At 42.8% G+C, this 18,537-nt stretch carries 15 protein-coding genes; 4 read left to right on the top strand and 11 right to left on the bottom strand.

Features of this window, described 5'->3' with window-relative positions; all coding sequences use genetic code 11:
• Positions 1-18: 18 nt before the first annotated feature.
• The 4 genes from IWX76_RS06185 to rpsA all read right to left on the bottom strand — a co-directional run bounded on the left by IWX76_RS06185 (position 19) and on the right by rpsA (position 5,166).
• A complete protein-coding gene (locus IWX76_RS06185) occupies positions 19-951 on the bottom strand; it encodes an aspartate carbamoyltransferase catalytic subunit (protein WP_196858979.1) in 933 nt (310 codons plus the stop codon).
• A gap of 2 nt (positions 952-953) precedes the next feature.
• A complete protein-coding gene (pyrR, locus tag IWX76_RS06180) occupies positions 954-1,502 on the bottom strand; it encodes a bifunctional pyr operon transcriptional regulator/uracil phosphoribosyltransferase PyrR (protein ID WP_196858978.1) in 549 nt (182 codons plus the stop codon).
• A 40-nt stretch (positions 1,503-1,542) separates the two neighbouring features.
• A complete protein-coding gene (locus IWX76_RS06175; RefSeq protein WP_196858977.1) occupies positions 1,543-3,147 on the bottom strand; it encodes a beta-N-acetylhexosaminidase in 1,605 nt (534 codons plus the stop codon).
• An 84-nt stretch (positions 3,148-3,231) separates the two neighbouring features.
• The gene (gene rpsA, locus IWX76_RS06170; RefSeq protein ID WP_196858976.1) at positions 3,232-5,166 is read right to left on the bottom strand and encodes a 30S ribosomal protein S1; all 1,935 of its coding nucleotides are present in this window, start codon (positions 5,164-5,166) and stop codon (positions 3,232-3,234) included.
• 252 nt (positions 5,167-5,418) lie between these two features.
• Between rpsA and IWX76_RS06165 the strand changes: the two genes are divergently transcribed.
• Positions 5,419-6,099, top strand: a complete 681-nt coding sequence (locus tag IWX76_RS06165) for a substrate-binding periplasmic protein (protein ID WP_196858975.1) — start codon at positions 5,419-5,421, stop codon at positions 6,097-6,099.
• Here IWX76_RS06165 and IWX76_RS06160 read toward each other — a convergent pair.
• The gene (locus IWX76_RS06160; RefSeq protein WP_196858974.1) at positions 6,096-6,320 is read right to left on the bottom strand and encodes a DUF6965 family protein; all 225 of its coding nucleotides are present in this window, start codon (positions 6,318-6,320) and stop codon (positions 6,096-6,098) included. The two genes, IWX76_RS06165 and IWX76_RS06160, sit on opposite strands and share 4 nt — an antisense overlap.
• 73 nt (positions 6,321-6,393) lie before the next feature.
• Between IWX76_RS06160 and IWX76_RS06155 the strand changes: the two genes are divergently transcribed.
• Together IWX76_RS06155 and IWX76_RS06150 are read left to right on the top strand one after the other, a co-directional pair.
• On the top strand, positions 6,394-7,161 hold the full coding sequence (locus IWX76_RS06155) for a DNA-formamidopyrimidine glycosylase family protein (RefSeq protein WP_196858973.1): 768 nt from the start codon (positions 6,394-6,396) through the stop codon (positions 7,159-7,161).
• A gap of 294 nt (positions 7,162-7,455) precedes the next feature.
• Positions 7,456-7,821 (top strand): VOC family protein, encoded by a 366-nt coding sequence (locus IWX76_RS06150; protein ID WP_196858972.1) that lies wholly within the window; start codon positions 7,456-7,458, stop codon positions 7,819-7,821.
• Here the strand turns inward: IWX76_RS06150 and IWX76_RS06145 are convergent, their stop codons facing one another.
• The 4 genes from IWX76_RS06145 to cmk all read right to left on the bottom strand — a co-directional run bounded on the left by IWX76_RS06145 (position 7,822) and on the right by cmk (position 14,390).
• Positions 7,822-9,228, bottom strand: a complete 1,407-nt coding sequence (locus IWX76_RS06145) for an efflux transporter outer membrane subunit (protein ID WP_196858971.1) — start codon at positions 9,226-9,228, stop codon at positions 7,822-7,824.
• Positions 9,229-9,249: 21 nt separating this feature from the next.
• Positions 9,250-12,378, bottom strand: a complete 3,129-nt coding sequence (locus IWX76_RS06140) for an efflux RND transporter permease subunit (protein ID WP_196858970.1) — start codon at positions 12,376-12,378, stop codon at positions 9,250-9,252.
• A gap of 5 nt (positions 12,379-12,383) precedes the next feature.
• Entirely contained in the window at positions 12,384-13,550 is a 1,167-nt protein-coding gene (locus IWX76_RS06135) for an efflux RND transporter periplasmic adaptor subunit (protein WP_196858969.1), read from the bottom strand.
• Between the two features lie 159 nt (positions 13,551-13,709).
• The gene (cmk, locus tag IWX76_RS06130) at positions 13,710-14,390 is read right to left on the bottom strand and encodes a (d)CMP kinase (RefSeq protein ID WP_196858968.1); all 681 of its coding nucleotides are present in this window, start codon (positions 14,388-14,390) and stop codon (positions 13,710-13,712) included.
• 72 nt (positions 14,391-14,462) lie between these two features.
• Between cmk and arfB the strand changes: the two genes are divergently transcribed.
• Complete coding sequence (gene arfB / locus IWX76_RS06125; protein WP_334641326.1) at positions 14,463-14,852, top strand: alternative ribosome rescue aminoacyl-tRNA hydrolase ArfB; 390 nt, start codon at positions 14,463-14,465, stop codon at positions 14,850-14,852.
• Positions 14,853-14,865: 13 nt separating this feature from the next.
• Here the strand turns inward: arfB and IWX76_RS06120 are convergent, their stop codons facing one another.
• Both IWX76_RS06120 and lon read right to left on the bottom strand, forming a co-directional pair.
• The gene (locus IWX76_RS06120; protein WP_196858966.1) at positions 14,866-15,819 is read right to left on the bottom strand and encodes a lipid A deacylase LpxR family protein; all 954 of its coding nucleotides are present in this window, start codon (positions 15,817-15,819) and stop codon (positions 14,866-14,868) included.
• 71 nt (positions 15,820-15,890) lie between these two features.
• Entirely contained in the window at positions 15,891-18,362 is a 2,472-nt protein-coding gene (lon, locus tag IWX76_RS06115) for an endopeptidase La (RefSeq protein WP_196858965.1), read from the bottom strand.
• Between the last annotated feature and the right edge of the window lie 175 nt (positions 18,363-18,537).

Below are 18,537 nucleotides of genomic sequence, written 5' to 3'. Positions count from 1 at the left end.
GAAAAGACGGGAGAGGTTCTAATCACGCTGAGCTGCAAGCAGATAAAGAACGGCCATTCGAACAGCTACCCCATTTTCTACTTGTTCCAAAATGATAGATTGTTTACTGTCGGCCACATCGCTTGAGATTTCCACACCGCGGTTAATCGGACCAGGGTGCATCACAATGATTTCTTTGTCCAGGCTGTCCAGTATTGGTTTGGTTAAACCATACATCATCGCATATTCTCGTAAGGAAGGAAAATATTTAATGTCCTGACGTTCCAGTTGTATACGCAGCATATTGGCCACATCACACCAGTTTAAGGCTTTGATCAGGTCGTGTTCTACTTTTACACCCAGACTGCCAATAAACTTAGGAATCAGGGTGGTCGGTCCGCAAACCATCACTTTAGCACCTAAACGCTGCAAACATAAAATGTTAGAGATGGCCACGCGGGAGTGGAGGATATCACCTACAATAACCACTTTCTTTCCTGCTACATCACCCAGTTTCTCCCGGATAGAATAAGCGTCTAATAAAGCTTGCGTAGGATGTTCATGTGCGCCGTCGCCTGCATTCACAATTTGCGCATTGATGTGTTTACTTAGGAAGACACCGGCACCCGCATAAGGATGACGCATCACCACCATATCCACTTTCATGGCCAAAATGTTATTCACCGTGTCAATCAGGGTTTCGCCCTTACTTACTGAAGAAGAAGAAGCAGCAAAATTAACCACATCTGCTGATAAACGCTTTTCGGCAAGCTCAAAAGAGAGTTTGGTCCGGGTAGAGTTTTCAAAAAAGATGTTGGCAATGGTAATGTCTCTTAAAGAGGGTACCCTTTTAATCGGCCTGTTGATGACATCTTTAAAATTGTCGGCAGTTTCGAATATTAATTCAATATCATTCCGTGTAATATCTTTAATGCCTAAAAGATGTCGGGTTGATAGTTTGTCTGCTGCCATTTCTATTTAGTTCTTTCTGATAATAAAATTACATTGTCTTCACCTTCGGTCTCTTTCCAGCTTACTTTAACCAGCTGAGAGTCCAGACTGTCTACCTGTAACCCAATATAATCGGGTTCGATTGGTACATGTCTTGAAAATCTCCTGTCAATCAACACCATGAGCTCCACTTTAGCCGGACGGCCATAAGCCAGTAAAGCATCCAGCGCGGCACGTATGGTACGTCCGGTCCATAACACATCGTCAATTAATATCACATTTTTTCCCTCAATGATAAAGTTTATGGTATTGCTGCTTGCAGAAACTAAACCATCTTTACGACGGAAATCATCTCTGAAAAAAGTAATATCCAGGTTTCCTTTTTTAAGGGTCTGGGTGTTTAATATGACTGAAAGTTCTTGTTTTACGCGATCGGCAAAGTAACTGCCTCTTGGCTGTATTCCAATTAATACGGTTTTTGAGAAATCAGTATGACTCTCAATTAATTGGTGACAAAGTCGCTTAATTGTGATTTGGAATTTTTTTCCGTCTAGCAGGGTTCGTTTTTGCATTGACTAAAGGATTAAACAAATATAGATATATGATTGGAAACTACAAATAGCGTTTCGGATAATTAATGTCCAGGAGGTCGTATCGTTTGAACTGTGTTTTCAAACGGCGCTTAAAATCAGGGTAGTTACGTTTGTTTTTAGGGCTCCATAATATTTCACTCAGGGCATCTAAACGCGGAAATAACTGGTACTCTACTTTGGCCGGATTGGTAATGTATTCGGTCCACAGGTTACCTTGTGCACCCCAGATGTAGGTTTGGTCCTGGGCCATTAAGCCTGGAGAAATCGGCTCGTATTGGTAAACCACGTCCAGCGGCACATACCGCTGGGCTGTCAGCGAGTCTTCTTTTAAAAACTGCTTATGGTTAAAGTACATAAAATTCTCAGGGGCCATAATCACCTTGTGTTTTTGTTTGGCTGCCACGATGCCACCTTTTTCACCACGCCAGCTCATCACAATGGCATTTGGGGCTAAACCTCCATCCAGGATTTCGTCCCAGCCGATAATGGTTTTCCCTTTACTGTTCACAAATTCTTCAATACGGTGGATAAAATAACTTTGCACGCCATTTTCATCTTTTAAGCCTTTTTCCTTAATCAGTTGTTGGGTAAACGCACTTTGTTTCCACCAGATCTTAGCACATTCATCGCCACCAATGTGAATATAGGGCGAAGGAAATAACGCCATCACCTCTGTAAGCACGTCTTCTAAAAAAGCAAAGGTTTGCTCAGAAGGGAGTAGTACGTTGTTAAACTTATTGAAGATCCCCCAGGTTTGGGCCACTTTTTTAGGCAATTTAGGGGTGGTGCTCAATTCTGGATAAGCTGCTAATACAGCCATGCTGTGTCCCGGCATTTCTATTTCGGGGATAACCGTGATATAGCGGTCCTGCGCATACTTCACCACTTCTTTAATTTCTTCCTGGGTGTAAAATCCACCATGGGGGATACCATCATTACCAGTACCTGGATACAGCCCAATGATGGACCCATCTCGCCAGGCCCCAATTTCGGTAAGCAAAGGATGTTTTTTAATTTCTATGCGCCAGCCATGGTCGTCGGTCAGGTGCCAATGAAAAAAATTCATCTTGTGCATGGCCAGGTAATCGATGTAGCGTTTTACAAAAGCCACATCAAAGAAATGGCGACTCACATCAAGGTGCATGCCCCGGTAGCCAAAGCGTGGATAATCGTAAATATCTACAGCCGGAATTTGGAAACGATCTGCCTGCGTAGGTAAGGGTAGAAGCTGTAACAGGGTCTGCACGCCGTAAAATATGCCTGCATCGGTACTGGCTTGTATCGTTATATTTTGCTTAGTGACGGTGAGTTTATATTCGTCGGGTTGAGTACCAACACCAGCGGTTCTGACCAGCGAAATCACATTGGCCGAACGTTCGTTGGCCGCGTAATCCAGCTTACGCAAAGTCAGCTTGTAATGTTGTTGCAGGTAATCGTTGAGATAGCTTGCGGAAGGCGTGAGGGCACTGTCGCTCAGCAATACCATGGTTTCGCTATGCAGTGAAAACTGGTCGCCGGCCAAACCTGCCTTCATGTCAACGGGAATGGGAATAAGGTCTGGAAGCTGTGCCTGCAGTGTGTTAATAAAAAATAGCGTAAAGAATAAACTATAGATAACTTTCATGATCATGCTTTCGTGAAGGCCATAAAATAGCAAAAAAAAAGCATCCCGACTAGCGGGATGCTTTTAATATATCAGCTTTAAAGATTATTTAGCTTTGTTTTTGCTTTCTTCACCTTCCATCTGTTGCTTCAACTGTGCTAATACGCCTAAATCTCCTAGTGTTGATTTCTCAACTGAATCTTTAACTTTCTTAACAGCTGTGCTAGATGCTTTAGCTTCTTTTTTCTTAGTTGCTCTTTCTTCTGCTACAGCTTCAGCTTTAGCCTCTTCCCAGATACGGGCATGAGAAACAACGATACGCTTAGCATCTTTGTTAAACTCAATGATTTTGAAATCATTAGTTTCTTCAGCTTTAATTACTGAACCATCTTCTTTAGCCATATGTTTTGTAGGTACGAAACCTTCAACACCATAAGGTAAAGCAATAACAGCACCTTTATCAGTTACTTTAACAACAGTACCCTGGTGGATTGAATCCATCGTGAAGATAGTTTCAAAAGTATCCCATGGGTTTTCTTCTAATTGTTTGTGACCTAAGCTTAATTTGCGGCTTTCTACGTCTAATTCTAAAACAACTACGTCTAATGTTTCACCAACTTTAGTGAATTCGTTAGGGTGGTTAACTTTTTTAGACCATGAAAGATCAGAAATGTGGATTAATCCGTCAATTCCTTCTTCAATTTCAACAAATACACCGAAGTTAGTCATGTTTTTAACTACTGCAGTATGTTTGCTTCCGATTGGATATCTTTCAGCTACATTTTGCCAAGGATCTTGAGTTAATTGCTTAATACCTAAGCTCATTTTGCGTTCGTCTCTGTCTAAAGTTAATACTTCAGCTTCGATTTCATCGCTAACTTTCAAGAATTCTTGTGGGCTGCGTAGGTTTTGAGACCATGACATTTCTGACACGTGAATTAAACCTTCAACACCTGGAATGATTTCTAAGAAAGCACCGTAATCAGCTACAGTAACAATTTTACCTTTCACTCTTGAACCAACAGCTAAGTTAGTATCTAAAGATTCCCAAGGGTGTGGAGTTAATTGTTTTAAACCTAATGCAATACGTTTTTTCTCATCATCAAAGTCAAGAACTACAACGTTGATTTTCTCATCTAAGCTTAATACTTCTTTCGGATGCTCTATGCGGCCCCAAGAAATATCAGTGATGTGAAGTAAACCATCAACACCACCTAAATCGATAAATACACCGAAGTCAGTAATGTTTTTAACAGTTCCTTCTAATACCTGACCTTTTTCAAGTTTAGATACGATTTCAACTTTTTGGCTTTCTAAGTCGTCTTCAATTAAGATTTTATGAGATACAACTACGTTTTTAAATTCGTGATTGATCTTAACAACTTTGAATTCCATTGTTTTACCTACGTAGATATCGTAATCACGGATAGGTTTAATGTCAATTTGAGAACCAGGTAAGAAGGCTTCAACACCCATGATGTCAACAATTAAACCACCTTTAGTACGGCTTTTTACAAATCCGTTGATGATTCTGTCGTTCTCAAGAGCCTCATTAATAGACTCCCATGATCTTTGGGTTTTTGCTCTCTTACGAGATAAGATTAACTGGCCATTTGCATCTTCAGGTGCTTCCACGAAAACGTCAACGGTATCGCCAATTTTAAGATCCGGTGTATCACGGAATTCAGATGTAGATACTAATCCGTCAGATTTAAATCCTACGTTTAATACTACGTCTTTGTTGTTAATTGAAACAACAATACCGCTAATGATTTCACCTTGATTGATTTGATTAAAAGTATCGGTATACATGTCTTCGAACTTTTTACGGTCCTCGTCAGAGTATTTACCAAAAACTTTGTCGTCAGCATCCCAATCAAAATCTTGATCTGGAACGGCTAATGATGATTTGATCGCTTCGATCGACATTGAGTCAGCTTCTGATTCAATGGTTTCTCTCTCAGTCAGACGCGCGTCTGCACCTTGAAGTTCGGCTTTTTTTGCCTCTAGTTCTTTTTCTGCTAATTGTTTTTTTGCCATTAAAAATTTAATCTCCTTTTCCCGTTAGGGACTACAAAGATACAACATTTATTTTATTGAGTAAATTTTTTTGATAAATGTTGTTGATTTATAAGCGCTTGTATACAACTTACAGGCAGTTATGTGATAATTTTTACAAATTCCAGATTTGTTCCTTTATCTTTAAACCAAATATAAAAGGTGTTGGTGTATATCCTGCTAGCTGTCTAAACGAGCATTTTGACATTTAATATATACTCATAGCGACCTTACATGAAAGAGATACTTAAAATCGGACTGGATTCCGCTGCGCCATTCCCTATGCATACGGATTTTCATTCCGACCTTTTCGAAGGTTTTGAAGTGGATTTAATGAAACATATTGCTGCTCACTTAGATTTGGAGCTGCAATATGAAACTTCCTTGTGGAAAAATATTCTTGAGCGACTGTATAAAGGGCAGCTCGACATGATCTGTTCTGCCGTCACTATGACCACCTCCCGCCAGCATATTCTCGAATTTAGTATCCCTTACCTGCAATTTCGCCTGTGCGCGGTAGTCAATCGTGAAAATTCATTTCACACCATGGGCAGTTTAGACCAAAAGGTTATTGGCATCCGTACAGCTACCGAAGCCGAAAAGTTTATCATGGAAAAATTCCCTAGTCACGAGGTGGTGCATGCCGACCGTAATGTGGACCTGTATAAACTCTTGCTTCATAAAAAAATTGATGTGCTCATTGATGATTCACCCATTGCTGGTGCTTTTATCAAAAAGTATCCCGCCCTGGAAATTGGGCTTTTCCTGCCCAATACCCATTCTCAATATGGTATTGCCATGAAAAAAGGCGATACGACATTGCGACACCGCATTAACGATACCTTGATGATGCTGAAAGAAAATGGGGTATACCACCAGTTATATAAAAAGTGGTTTAGTCAAATCGAACTCTAGTCCGCCGCCGGAGTTGCATGTTGTGCTTCCAGAATATCCTTTAATTGGACCAGCCTGTCGTAGAAACTCTGGTAAGCCCTAATGTGCCCATGGGCTTTTACAGTAATGATATGGCTTTTAATAAATTTCGGTAGGTCAACAATAATGGTTGCTTCATTCAGTTTCACCGATTCCGGCAAATCAATTCCCTCAAAATAGGCTTCTAATTCTTCAATGGTCATAATGGCAAAGATAATATAATCTGGCCTGAACTTTTAAACGGCCCAACTGTTCCTTCTTTTAAAATTTGACCTTATGCCAGAACTTCCAGATTTACAGCTCTTCAGTCGCAACCTGCACCAGAAACTCTCGGGTTTAAAGGTGAAAGAAATCGATGCTCCTGTACCAGCCAAGCTTAATGTGCCTCAGGCCACCTTAGCAAAAGCCATTGTTGGCCATACGTTAAAGACCGTTAAACGGGAAGGTAAAACTTTACATTTCGTTTTCGACAACGATCATGTGTTGCAGCTTCACCTCATGTTGAACGGAGAGCTGGTGTTGGGAACTGAGCCGACTAAACATACCATCCTTTCTGTAGCTTTTAGTGATGGCACGATGCTGTCGCTTACCGATTTCCGTAAAATGGCCAATGCCACCCTTGATCCTGAACCATCCGACGCCCCGGATGCCTTAGCCGTAGACACCAAGTTTTTTGAAGAACTATTGAGCTCAAAGAAAACTGCCATTAAAAATCTATTACTCGACCAACATATCATCAGGGGGATTGGTAATGCTTATGCGGATGAGATTCTATGGCATGCGCGGATATCACCATTTTCTAAAGCCGATCAAATTCCAAAGGATAAAATAAAAGACCTGAGTAAAGCGGTGAAAACCGTGCTCCAAGACGCTGAAAAGCAATTGATAAAATCACATCCTGATATCATTAGTGGAGAAATCCGTGATTTCCTGAAGATTCATGGGGCTAAGATTAAGGAAAGTCCCACAGGTGCGCCGGTGCTGATGGAAAAGACGGGTTCACGAAAAACCTATTATACCGATGAACAAGAGCTTTTTGAATAATTGCGTAACGTGGTTTGCAATTGAGCAGCAATTGTAATAAAACCAAACAAGGATTCTCAGGTACATGACCGGTAAGCGGGTGTTAAGTCGCCGTTAGAAGGGGGTTAGAAGGGCTGTAGCCGATGAAAGGCCCTTCAAAGGCCCTTCTAACCCCCTTCTAAGGCCCTTATACATAAAAATTAATGTGACCAAAATGTTTTATTCCTGAAATAAGTTTACACTAATATTAATCTGTACTTTCTGAGTTATATTTATGCTTTTACCCCAAGTTTTGTAACTTCAAATAAAAACATTATGAGCACCATCGGAAAAATACTTTGGCAAGACCTGACGGTTGAAAACGCGGAAGAAATTAAAGACTTTTATAGCGAAGTGGTGGGCTGGACCACCACACCGGTATCCCAGGGAAGCCACAACGATTATAATGTAGTGAGTAAAAACGGGGAGGTGGTAGCCGGAATTTGCCACAACATAGGAAGCCTGGCCGGTTTCCCGGCGCAGTGGCTGAATTATGTGATGGTGGAAGATGTAGAAGCCTGTAAAAATAAATGCCTCGAAAAAGGCGGCAAAGTGCTGGTAGGCCCGGCCATTATGGGGAAATCTAAATACATTGTGATTCAGGATCCCGCGGGTGCGGTATTGGCCTTAATGGAAGAATAACTATTTCCAGCCCCCGCCTAATGCCTGGTACAAGTTTACAATGGCCTGTAGCTTTTGTAACCTGTCGTTTACGCCACTTAATTGCGCTGCAAGTAAACTTTGTTCAGAAGTGAGTACGTCTGTGTAATTGGTGGCGGAGCTGTATCGCAGCAATTCTTCTGTAAATTCTACAGCCTTTTCTAAGGCAGCCACCTGTTTTACGCGCGAAGACTCCTTTTCTGTAGCCATCTGGTAAGCATATAAGGCATTGGATACTTCCTGACCAGCAGTTAACAGGCTTTGTTGGAAGTTATTTAAGGCCTGGATTTGTTGCGACTCTGCCCTGGTTAGGTTGGCGCGGTTAGTTCCCCTGGCGAAAATCGGTTGTGTCAATCCGCCCAGGAGGTTGTAAAAAATTGCATGATCAAAGAAGTTTTTCAGTTCCAGGTTTGAAAAACCACCGGTTGCACTTAGCGTCAGGCTGGGGTAAAACATTGCCCGGGCTACATTGGTGTTTTCAAAAGCACTCCTGAACGCAAGCTCAGCGGCCTGCACATCTGGCCGGTTAGCCAGTAATTGTGCAGGTATACCCAGTTGCAAATCAGTAACAGGTTGCTGATCGGTCAGTTTATTCCGGTTAATTGGTCCCGGGGGCCTTGCCAGCAATATACTCAAGGTATTTTCCATGATCCTGATGTCCTGTTTTAAGTCGGGAATAGATACCTCGGCCGCATAACGGTTGGCTTCGCTTTGCACCACTGCGGCCCCATTCACCACGGCACCTTCCTTCAGGGCTCGCAGGGTTTCCACATTCTCGATTCTTTTCTTTAAAGTCAGCTCGGTAATGGCCAGCTGCTGATCGTAAGCGATCAGGGTATAATAGCTGTTGGCAATATCAGCGATGAGGCGCGTTTGTATAGCTCTTTTGGCAGCGTCTGTTTGCAGGTAATCGGCTAAAGCTGCACGTTTTGAGCTGCTCAATTTACCCCAAATATCGGCTTCCCAGGTGGTATTTAGCTGTAGCTGAAAGCTGTTGGTCAGCGTATTGATGTTAATTCCTGGCGGAAAGTTGAGTCCTGCTTCCGATGTTTTGTTTCTGCCGGCATTGGCACTGGCGGTCAGGTCGGGCAAAAAAGCAAGTCGCGCCTGGCGCAGGGTGGCCTGTGCCTGCACAATATTTTGTATCGCATTTTTTAAATCGAGGTTCTGTTGCAGTCCTTCCTGGATCAGGTCTTTTAATAGTGGATCTGAAAAAAGTTCCTGCCAGGGTAAATTGGCCATAATTGTGGTATCAGCAGCACTATTTTCACGGTACAGGCTATCAGTTTTTATGGCAGGTGGTGTATATTTTTTGGTCACGCCACAAGCGCTGAGTGTAAGCACCAGGATGGAAAAGGCTATAAACTGCTTCATATGAGGGTATTTCATGTTTATGGGGCTAATGGTTCACTATTCCTCGTCATCATAGTCCTTTCTGGGTGGGCCGCTGATTTTTTCCTGCAGGTTCTGGAAAAAAATAAATAAAATGGGGATGACAAACACCCCGAGGATGGTACCGATTAACATACCACCTACGGCGCCCGAGCCTATGGATCGGTTACCCACTGCACCGGCACCTGAGGAAAACATTAAGGGCATAATACCGAAGATAAAAGCAAAGGAGGTCATCAGAATTGGCCGAAACCTGGCAATAGCCCCTTCAATGGCGGCCTGCACCACAGGCATGCCGTTTCTTCTTCTGTCTAATGCAAACTCAACAATTAAAATTCCGTTTTTAGCAAGGAGGCCGATCAGCATGATCAGCGAAATCTGTAAATATATATTGCTGTTTAAATTGAAAATAACGGAGAACAAGTAGGCGCCTGCCAAACCGAAAGGCAGGGAAAGAATAACGGCAAAAGGCAGGATATAACTTTCGTACTGCGCACTGAGTAGGAAGTAAACAAAAACAAGACACAATACAAAAATGAAGATGGTTTGGCTGCCAGAGGCCAGCTCCTCCCGTGTAAGGCCTGAGAAATCGTAACCGTAACCTGGCGGCAGGTGCGCTGCAGCTACATCCTGAATGGCCACAATAGCGTCGCCGGTGCTGTAGCCGGGGTTTGGCGCACCACTGACAGCAATGGAACTGAAGAGGTTAAAGCGGGAAATGGACTCCGGACCATATACGCGGGTTAAGGTTACGAAACTGGTTATCGGGGCCATAGTGCCATTGGCATTGCGGACAAATATTTTGCTCATGCCTTCCAGGTTGGCGCGGTATTGGGCATCTGCCTGTACCATAACCCGGTATTGCTTGCCGAATTTATTAAAATTGGAGGCATATAACCCACCATAATAGCCTTGTAATGTAGTGAGCACATCGTTAACCATTAAACCTGCTTCTTTTACCTTCTCGATGTTCACCTCTAAAAGGTATTGTGGGAAATTAGGATTAAAAGAGGTGGTGGCATATTGTATTTCAGGTCGTTTGGCTAGTTCTGCCAGGAAATTATTGTTCACCTGGTACAGCTGGTTCATGGTGTGGCCACCTTTATCCTGCAATTGGAATTCAAAACCTCCACTTTGCCCGAAACCCTGTAACGTGGGCGGTGCAATAAAGTACACACTTGCATCGCGGATGCCACTGGTTTTTTTAAAAAGTTCGCCGATCACATCGTTTACACTCCGGTCGCGTTCACTCCAGGTTTTTAGTTTAATGATGACAATACTATAAGAACTACCGGCGCCTGCCATAAAGTTTAAACCTACAATACGGAGGGTGTTTTGTACTTCGGGAATGGCATGTGCCAGGCTATCGACAAATGTAGTGAGCTCCATAGTACGCTCCATAGATGCCGAGGGGGGCAGATTGATGTTGGCGAAAATGGCACCCTGGTCTTCGGCCGGCACAAAAGTAGAAGGAGTGGTGCGCATGAGGTAGTACAGGCTGAAACTGGCCAGCAGTATGGCCAGACCGATCATCCATTGTCTGATGGAAAAAAACTGTACGGTACGTTTATACTTTTGGGTAACCCGCTCGAAGCCCACGTTAAATGCCGTATAAAAGCGTTGCACGAAGCCTTTGTGTTTTTCATCATCCTGATGGGGCTTTAGGAAAAGTGCGCATAATGCCGGACTTAAAGTTAAAGCGTTAACGGCGGATAAGATGATGGCTACGGCCAGGGTAATTCCAAATTGTTTGTAGAACACACCTGTAGAGCCGGTAATAAAAGTAACGGGAATAAATACGGCAGCCATGACCAGTGTAATGGAAATAATGGCACCCGATATTTCATTCATGGCATGGATGGTAGCTTTTCGGGCAGAAGTGTAACCACTATCCAGCTTGGCGTGCACAGCTTCGACCACCACAATGGCATCATCCACTACAATACCAATGGCTAACACCAGGGCGAATAGGGTAAGCAGGTTAATGGTAAAACCGAAGAGGTTGAGGAAAAAAAATGTTCCAACGATAGCCACGGGAACGGCGATGGCCGGGATAAGGGTTGACCGGAAATCTTGCAGGAATATAAATACCACAATAAATACCAAAACGAAGGCTTCAATCAGCGTGTGTATTACCTTTTCGATAGAAGCATCGAGGTTTTCATTCACGTCCACCAGCGTGGTATAGGAAATGCCTTTCGGGAAATCTTTTGCTGCAGCATTGATGATCTCTTTAGAATCATTGATGACATCACGCGCATTGGAACCCGGAGTCTGGCTGATGGCCATACCCACAGAGGGTTTTCCATTGGTTTCAGTAATGGAACTATAACTTAAGGCACCAAGTTCCACCCGTGCCACATCTTTAAGGCGCAACACCTGTCCGTTGCCTTGAGATTTGACAATGATGTCTTCAAATTCTGTAACCGTACTTAAACGTCCTTTATATTTGATGACGTACTGGAAACTCTGGTTACCATTTTCACCAAACTTACCAGGTGCGGCTTCTATGTTTTGTTCGCTCAGGGCAGTGGTAATGTCGTTTGGAATGAGGCCATATTGCGACATCACGTCGGGTTTAAGCCAGATGCGTAACGAGTAGTCACGTGAGCCGAATACCCGTGCTTCACCCACACCGGTTACCCTTTGTATTTGAGGCACCAGGTTAATCTTGGCGTAGTTCTGCAAAAAGGTTTGGTCGTATGCGGGGTTGTCGCTATAAAGAGAGAAGATCAATAAGTTACTGGACTGGCTTTTGGTTACCGTTACCCCGGCACGTGTAACCTCCTGAGGCAGCAGACTGGTGGCCCTAGATACACGGTTCTGCACGTTTACCGCGGCCAGATCGGGGTTAGTACCCACTTTAAAAAAGATACTGATGCTGGCCGTACCTTCATTGGTAGAGGAGGAGGTCATGTAGGTCATGTTTTCCACCCCGTTGATCTGTTCTTCCAGGGGCACCACCACACTTTTTAACACCACATCGGCATTGGCACCGGTGTAACTGGCGGATACCTGCACCGTAGGGGGTGCGATATCAGGATATTGGGCAATGGGTAGTGCGATTAGTCCTAAAATTCCCAGCAATACGATGATCACAGAGATGACTGTAGAAAGTATCGGGCGTTGAATAAATCTTTTAAACATGATGTTTATTTTAAATCTGCATATACGCTATTTGCATCTACACCCACAGGTTTAATGGTAGTGCCATCTTTGAGGGTTGCCACCCCTTCCAGCACCACTTTATCGCCTGCTTTGAGCCCTTTGTCGACCACAAAAAATAATCCTGCAGCGTTGGGCAATATGTTAATGGCGGTCGACTTCGCTTTATTGTCAGCACCCACGGTTACCGCAAAACGTTTATCCTGCACCTCATAAGTGGCACTTTGGGGAATCAGTATCGCAGACTTTACATCATTAGGGATTCTCACAATGGCGGAGCTTCCACTCCTGATCAGTCCGTTGGGGTTGGGGAAAGTGGCGCGGGCATTTGCCGATCCGGTTTCCGTGTTAATTAAACCGTTAACAGTTTCTATTTTTCCTTTTCTGTCGTAAAGGCTGCCATCAGATAATAAAAGCTGCACCGGGGGAAGGGAAGCTAGTTTTTGGGCAAAGTTTTTACCCGCCACTTCTTTGTTAAAGCTGAGCAGGATTTTCTCATTAATGGCGAAATAGGCGTATACATTGCCAATACTGGATACGGTAGTTAAGGGTTCAGTAGTGGTGCCACTTACCAGACTTCCCAAACGAAAGGGGATGGAGCCCACTACTCCGTTTACCGGACTAGTAACGGTGGTGTAACCAAGGTTGGTTCTGGCATTGGCTAGGGCTGCACGTGCCTGAGCCAGGCTGGCCAAGCTGGCCTGGTAAGTGAACTGTGCAGATTCAAGCTCATACTTACTCACAATATCTTTTTCGACTAATGGTTTTACTTTTTCCACCGCTAGCCTGGAGGCACTAACCTCGGCCTCTGCACTTTTTATACTTGCAGCAGCGGTACGTACTTCCTGTTCATACTGAGGGGCATTGATGCGAAACAAAAGCTGGCCTCTTTTTACAACGGTACCTTCATCCACATAGATCTTTTCGACATAACCGTCTACTCTGGGGCGGATCTCAATGTTTTGCTGCCCCTGAATGCTTGCCGGATAATCGGTATTCAAGGTCGCATCTCTAGGCTGTAAGGTTAAGACTTTATAAGTTTTTACGGCTCCGGCATCGCCGCCTGGTCCCATCTGGGTGTTCTTGTTGTCGCCGCCACAAGCATAAAGGAGGGTAGTGAAGACTATAAAAAATGCCGCTAATTTCGTTTTCATATGTTCTTGTGTATGTTTCAGACGATCAAGGGTATATGCAGGCTATTCACAAAGTTCTACTAACCATGAATTTAGGCATAAAGTTTCAATGATGGTGAAACCGCTAAAGAAAAAATGCTTGAAAACGAAAAAAGCAAATCTAGATTTGCTTTGGTGGTATTACTGCGGTAAAAAAGGCTGTACCTTTTGCATGGCGAAGTCGAGCTGCTCTTGTGGGGTGATGGCCGTATTATCGAGGATGATGGCATCATCGGCACGTACCAGCGGACTCTCCTTACGTGTCGTGTCTGCGTAATCGCGGTGGGCAAGGTTTTCAAAAACCTCTTCCAGCGTAGTTTCCGTATCGCCTTTACTTTGCATTTCGTTGAATCTTCTTTCAGCCCTGATCTTCGGATCGGCGGTCATGAACAATTTCACCTGTGCATCGGCGAAAACTGTGGTGCCAATATCTCGGCCGTCCATTACTATGTTTTTTGATTTGCCCATGCGCTGTTGCTGGCGCACCATTTCGTGGCGGACTAATTTATCGGCCGCTACTTCGCTTACATTCTCGGAAACAGGCATTTTTCTGATTTCTTCAGAAACTTCCTCCCCGTTTAGGGTAATGTGACTTTCATAATCTCTGGAATGAAAGTTAAGTTCTATATGTTGTAATGCATCTTTCACCGCTTCGGGCTCATTGATGTTTACCTGGTTTCTGATAAAAAAAAGCGTTACAGCGCGGTACATCGCTCCGCTATCTATATATATAAAACCTAATTTTTTGGCTAAGGCCTTGGCCAATGTACTTTTTCCGCATGATGAATAGCCATCAATTGCAATAACCAGGTTTTTTCTCATATGCCGGCAAAGTTAATATTTTCTATTTCAAATTCTTATTTTTAGCGCATGGTACCTGTAAAAGAAGACATCATGAAGATCGCACAATTTAAAACTTCCAGAAGTGGCGGCAGCGGGGGGCAGCACGTGAATAAGGTTTCCAGCAAGGTAGAGCTCATCATAAATATCAGGGAGGCTCCTTTTTTAAATGATGTAGAGAAAGCGCTGATTGAACAGCGGCTGGCTAATAGAATAGATCAGGAAGGGTCGCTGCATATTGTATCGCAGGAAGACCGGAGCCAGCTATTGAATAAGGAGCATTGTTTAGTTAAAGCGGTAGCCTTGTTAAAGTCGGCATTGCATGTAGCTAAGGTGAGGAAACCAACGAAAACGCCTAAGTCGGCAAAACGAAAAAGGCTAGCTGGCAAACAAAATCAGGCAGAAAAAAAAGAGAATAGAAAAAAGCCCCAATGGGAGCATTGAGGCTGATGATAATTTAGTTAAAGCGATAAAACAAGCTGATGGTGCCGTACTGGTGTGCTCTTGCAGCACTTTTTACTTCCTTAGTTTTGAACAATAATCCAAAGTCGGCCGTGAAACGACTGGAACTGTAATTAAAGCCTACTTGTTGCGCAAACACAACTGGTTTAGCATCAAAGGTAATAGGACTGTCGTTGTTAAACATACTTCCTTGTATGGTCGCGTCGTAGGCTACTACATTGATTTGTGGTTTAGCATAGAAGAACACTTCTTTGTCGACTAATTTTCTGGTGCTGGCATTATTCTCCATCGCCGCATGATAATAAGCAGTATTAAATAACTGGTTAATTTTTCCGGCCCTGAACAGCAAGCCTGCTCCGGCACCGCTAAAGGTAGTTCCGGCTCTTGCATACCCTTCAAAAGTAAAGTCTGTCCGTTGGTTAGCCGCACGTTGCAGTAACCTGGTATATTGTGCCGATACATTAACTGCAAGTTCATCTTTAATCTGGTATTCCCAGCCTTCAGGATCATAAAATCCTACAACACTGTGTAAAAGTTCCTGACCTTTTTGTCCCAAAGAGGAGGGCCCGACGGTACCCACCTGTATACCAGCTTTCCAGCTTTGCTCATCTTTGTGGAACCAGCTCATTACGCCTTCAGCAAAAAGATAACCTGCAAATGGCCGATCGTGGGTAAGGGGATTAGGTGCATAACCTGAACGCGGATTAAACATTTGTTGCCCTACTGAAATTCCGTAGGTTTTCTTTTCCAGTTTTTCGCTAAGCTGCTGCTGGTCCAGCGCATGCCTGAAATTGATAAACAAGCCGTTGCTATAATAACGGTCCTGGCCAACAAACAGGTAGGCATCATTGTCGCTGCTAAAACCAAATTCATTTTTAAATGTCTGGGCCTGCACAGTGGACAAGGCGAATATGAATAAAGAAAAGAGCGCGTATTTTATGGATTTCATCAAATGTATATTAAATAAAAAAGCCCCGAACAAATGATCAGGGCTTAAATATATTTATTTATTAAATCAATTTAGTTTAATGCAGGTTTTAATTTAACGGTTAAATCCTGGGGGTTTTTAACTTTGTCTTTCGTTAAAGCCGCATCAATTACTTCATTCATCTCTTTTACATAATGGAAATTAAGATCTTTAATATAACTTTCTTTAATCTCCAAGATGTCTTTTTTGTTGGATGCACATAAAATGATGTCCTTTATATTGGCTCTTTTTGCTGCCAGGATTTTTTCCTTAATGCCACCTACTGGTAACACTTTTCCACGTAAGGTAATCTCACCAGTCATGGCCAGGTTAGATTTCACTTTGCGTTGTGTAAAGGCAGAAGTTAAAGCAGTCAGCATGGTTATACCTGCCGAAGGACCATCTTTTGGCGTTGCACCTGCCGGTACATGGACATGGATATCCCATTGGTCAAATAGTTCATATTTGATGTCGAACAGGTGTGCATGTGCACGCAGGTAAGCAAGCGCAATAACAGCAGATTCTTTCATCACGTCACCTAAATTACCGGTCAAGGTTAACTTCCCTTTACCCGGACTCAAACTGGCTTCAATAAACAGAATGTCGCCACCTACGGATGTCCAGGCTAAACCTGTTACCACACCGGCTACTTCATTGCCCTCGTAAAGGTCTTTGTCGTAAATTGGTGCGCCAAGGATTTTTTCTACGTCAGCCAGGCTTAAATTAGGCTCATAAGCTTCCTCCATGGCAATTTTTGTGGCTACACCACGAACCAGGGAACCAATTTTCTTTTCTAAACCACGTACACCCGACTCCCGGGTATAGTCTTCAATTACCTTTTCAATCAGGTTAGCTTTCAGGCTAATGTCTTTGGTATTGATGCCGTGTTGCTCTTTTTGCTTTGGTAATAAGTATTTTTTTGCAATCTCAATCTTCTCTTCAATGGTGTAACCGTTGACCTCAATAATTTCCATACGGTCTAATAAGGCCGGTTGAATGGTGTTTAAAGAGTTGGCTGTTGCAATGAACAATACGTTCGATAAATCGTAATCGGTTTCAATATAATGGTCATTAAAAGCACTGTTTTGTTCCGGGTCTAATACTTCCAGCAAGGCTGATGAAGGATCGCCACGTTGGTCAGAACCTACTTTATCGATTTCATCTAATACGAATACCGGGTTCGCTGCACCAGCCTTTTTAATGGACTGGATAATACGACCGGGCATAGCACCGATATAAGTTTTACGGTGACCACGGATTTCGGCTTCATCTCTAATTCCGCCCAGGGCCATCCTTACATATTTACGGTTCAACGCTTTGGCAATTGATTTTCCAAGCGAAGTTTTACCTACTCCCGGAGGGCCTACCAGGCAAATAATTGGGGCCTTCATGTCACGTTTAAGTTTCAATACGGCCAGGTATTCAATAATACGCTGTTTTACTTTTTCTAAACCAAAGTGATCTTTATCCAATACTTTTTGTGCACGCTTAAGATCGAAGTTATCTTTAGTAAATTCGTTCCAGGGTAGGTCTAGCAACAATTCAAGGTAATTGATCTGGATAGAATAATCTGGCGCTGCCGGGTTCATTCTACCCATTTTCTCCAGTTCTTTGTTAAAATGATCTTTAACCTGTACAGACCATTTCTTTTTCTTGGCTCTGGCCTGCAAGGCCTCGTATTCTAAATCAGTAGAGTTACCACCCAATTCTTCCTGAATGGTTTTTAACTGTTGATTTAGAAAATAATCACGCTGCTGTTTATCTAAGTCTACACGTACTTTTGATTGGATTTGGTTTTTTAATTCCAGCATTTGCAGCTCAAGGGTCAGCAATTCCATCACCATTTCGGCACGTTCACGCAAACCTGTCATCTCTAACATCTTTTGCTTGTCAGTAACATCTGCATTCATATTAGAAGAGATGAAGTTGACTAAAAACGAAGTGCTTTCAATATTTTTCAAGGCAATACCAGCTTCACTCGGAATGTTCGGTGATAACTGGATAATCTGTGAAGACATTTCACGGATGGAGGCGATTAAGGCTTTAAACTCTTTATCAGGCTTTTCTTTAGTTTCTTCAAACTTTTCGATGGTCACCTTTATATAAGGTTCATTCTGCACTTCTTCTAATAAGCGAAAACGTTGTTTACCCTGTATAATAACGGTGGTATTACCATCAGGCATTTGTAGCATCTTGATAATGTGTGCTACAGTACCTACTTTATTTAATTCGTCGAAAGTAGGATCTTCAATGCTGGCATCACTTTGTGAAGCCACACCAATAATACGGTCGGCTTTATAGGCTTCTTTGATAAGTTTAATTGATTTATCACGCCCAACAGTAATTGGAATTACCACGCCAGGAAAAAGCACGGTATTCCTTAAAGGTAGAATGGCCAGTATATCTGGTGTTTCCTCCTTGTCCATTTCCTCTTCGTCCTGAGTAGTCATCAAAGGAAAAAATTCTGTGTCTTCGTTTATAATGGGTAGTGCATTTCCAAAATCTAGTTGATCTTTTATATTCATTAAAAATCTTTTTTATTATATGTGAATGCGACAAGTTGACAGTATATCGCTGTTTGGACAAAAAATATAGTTTCTACCACTTAAATTCAACTCTTGTGCCAAACCTTTTTTTAATGTTAAAAAGGCAGGTGGACAATATTTTTTTATCTAAAATCATAATTCCAATTATTAAGCG

Origin of the sequence: Pedobacter sp. CAN_A7, from assembly GCF_015752175.1 — a bacterium.
Taxonomy (GTDB): domain Bacteria; phylum Bacteroidota; class Bacteroidia; order Sphingobacteriales; family Sphingobacteriaceae; genus Pedobacter.
The sequence above is the reverse complement of the archived record's forward strand: the minus strand, read 5'-3'. Positions and strand labels throughout refer to the sequence as shown.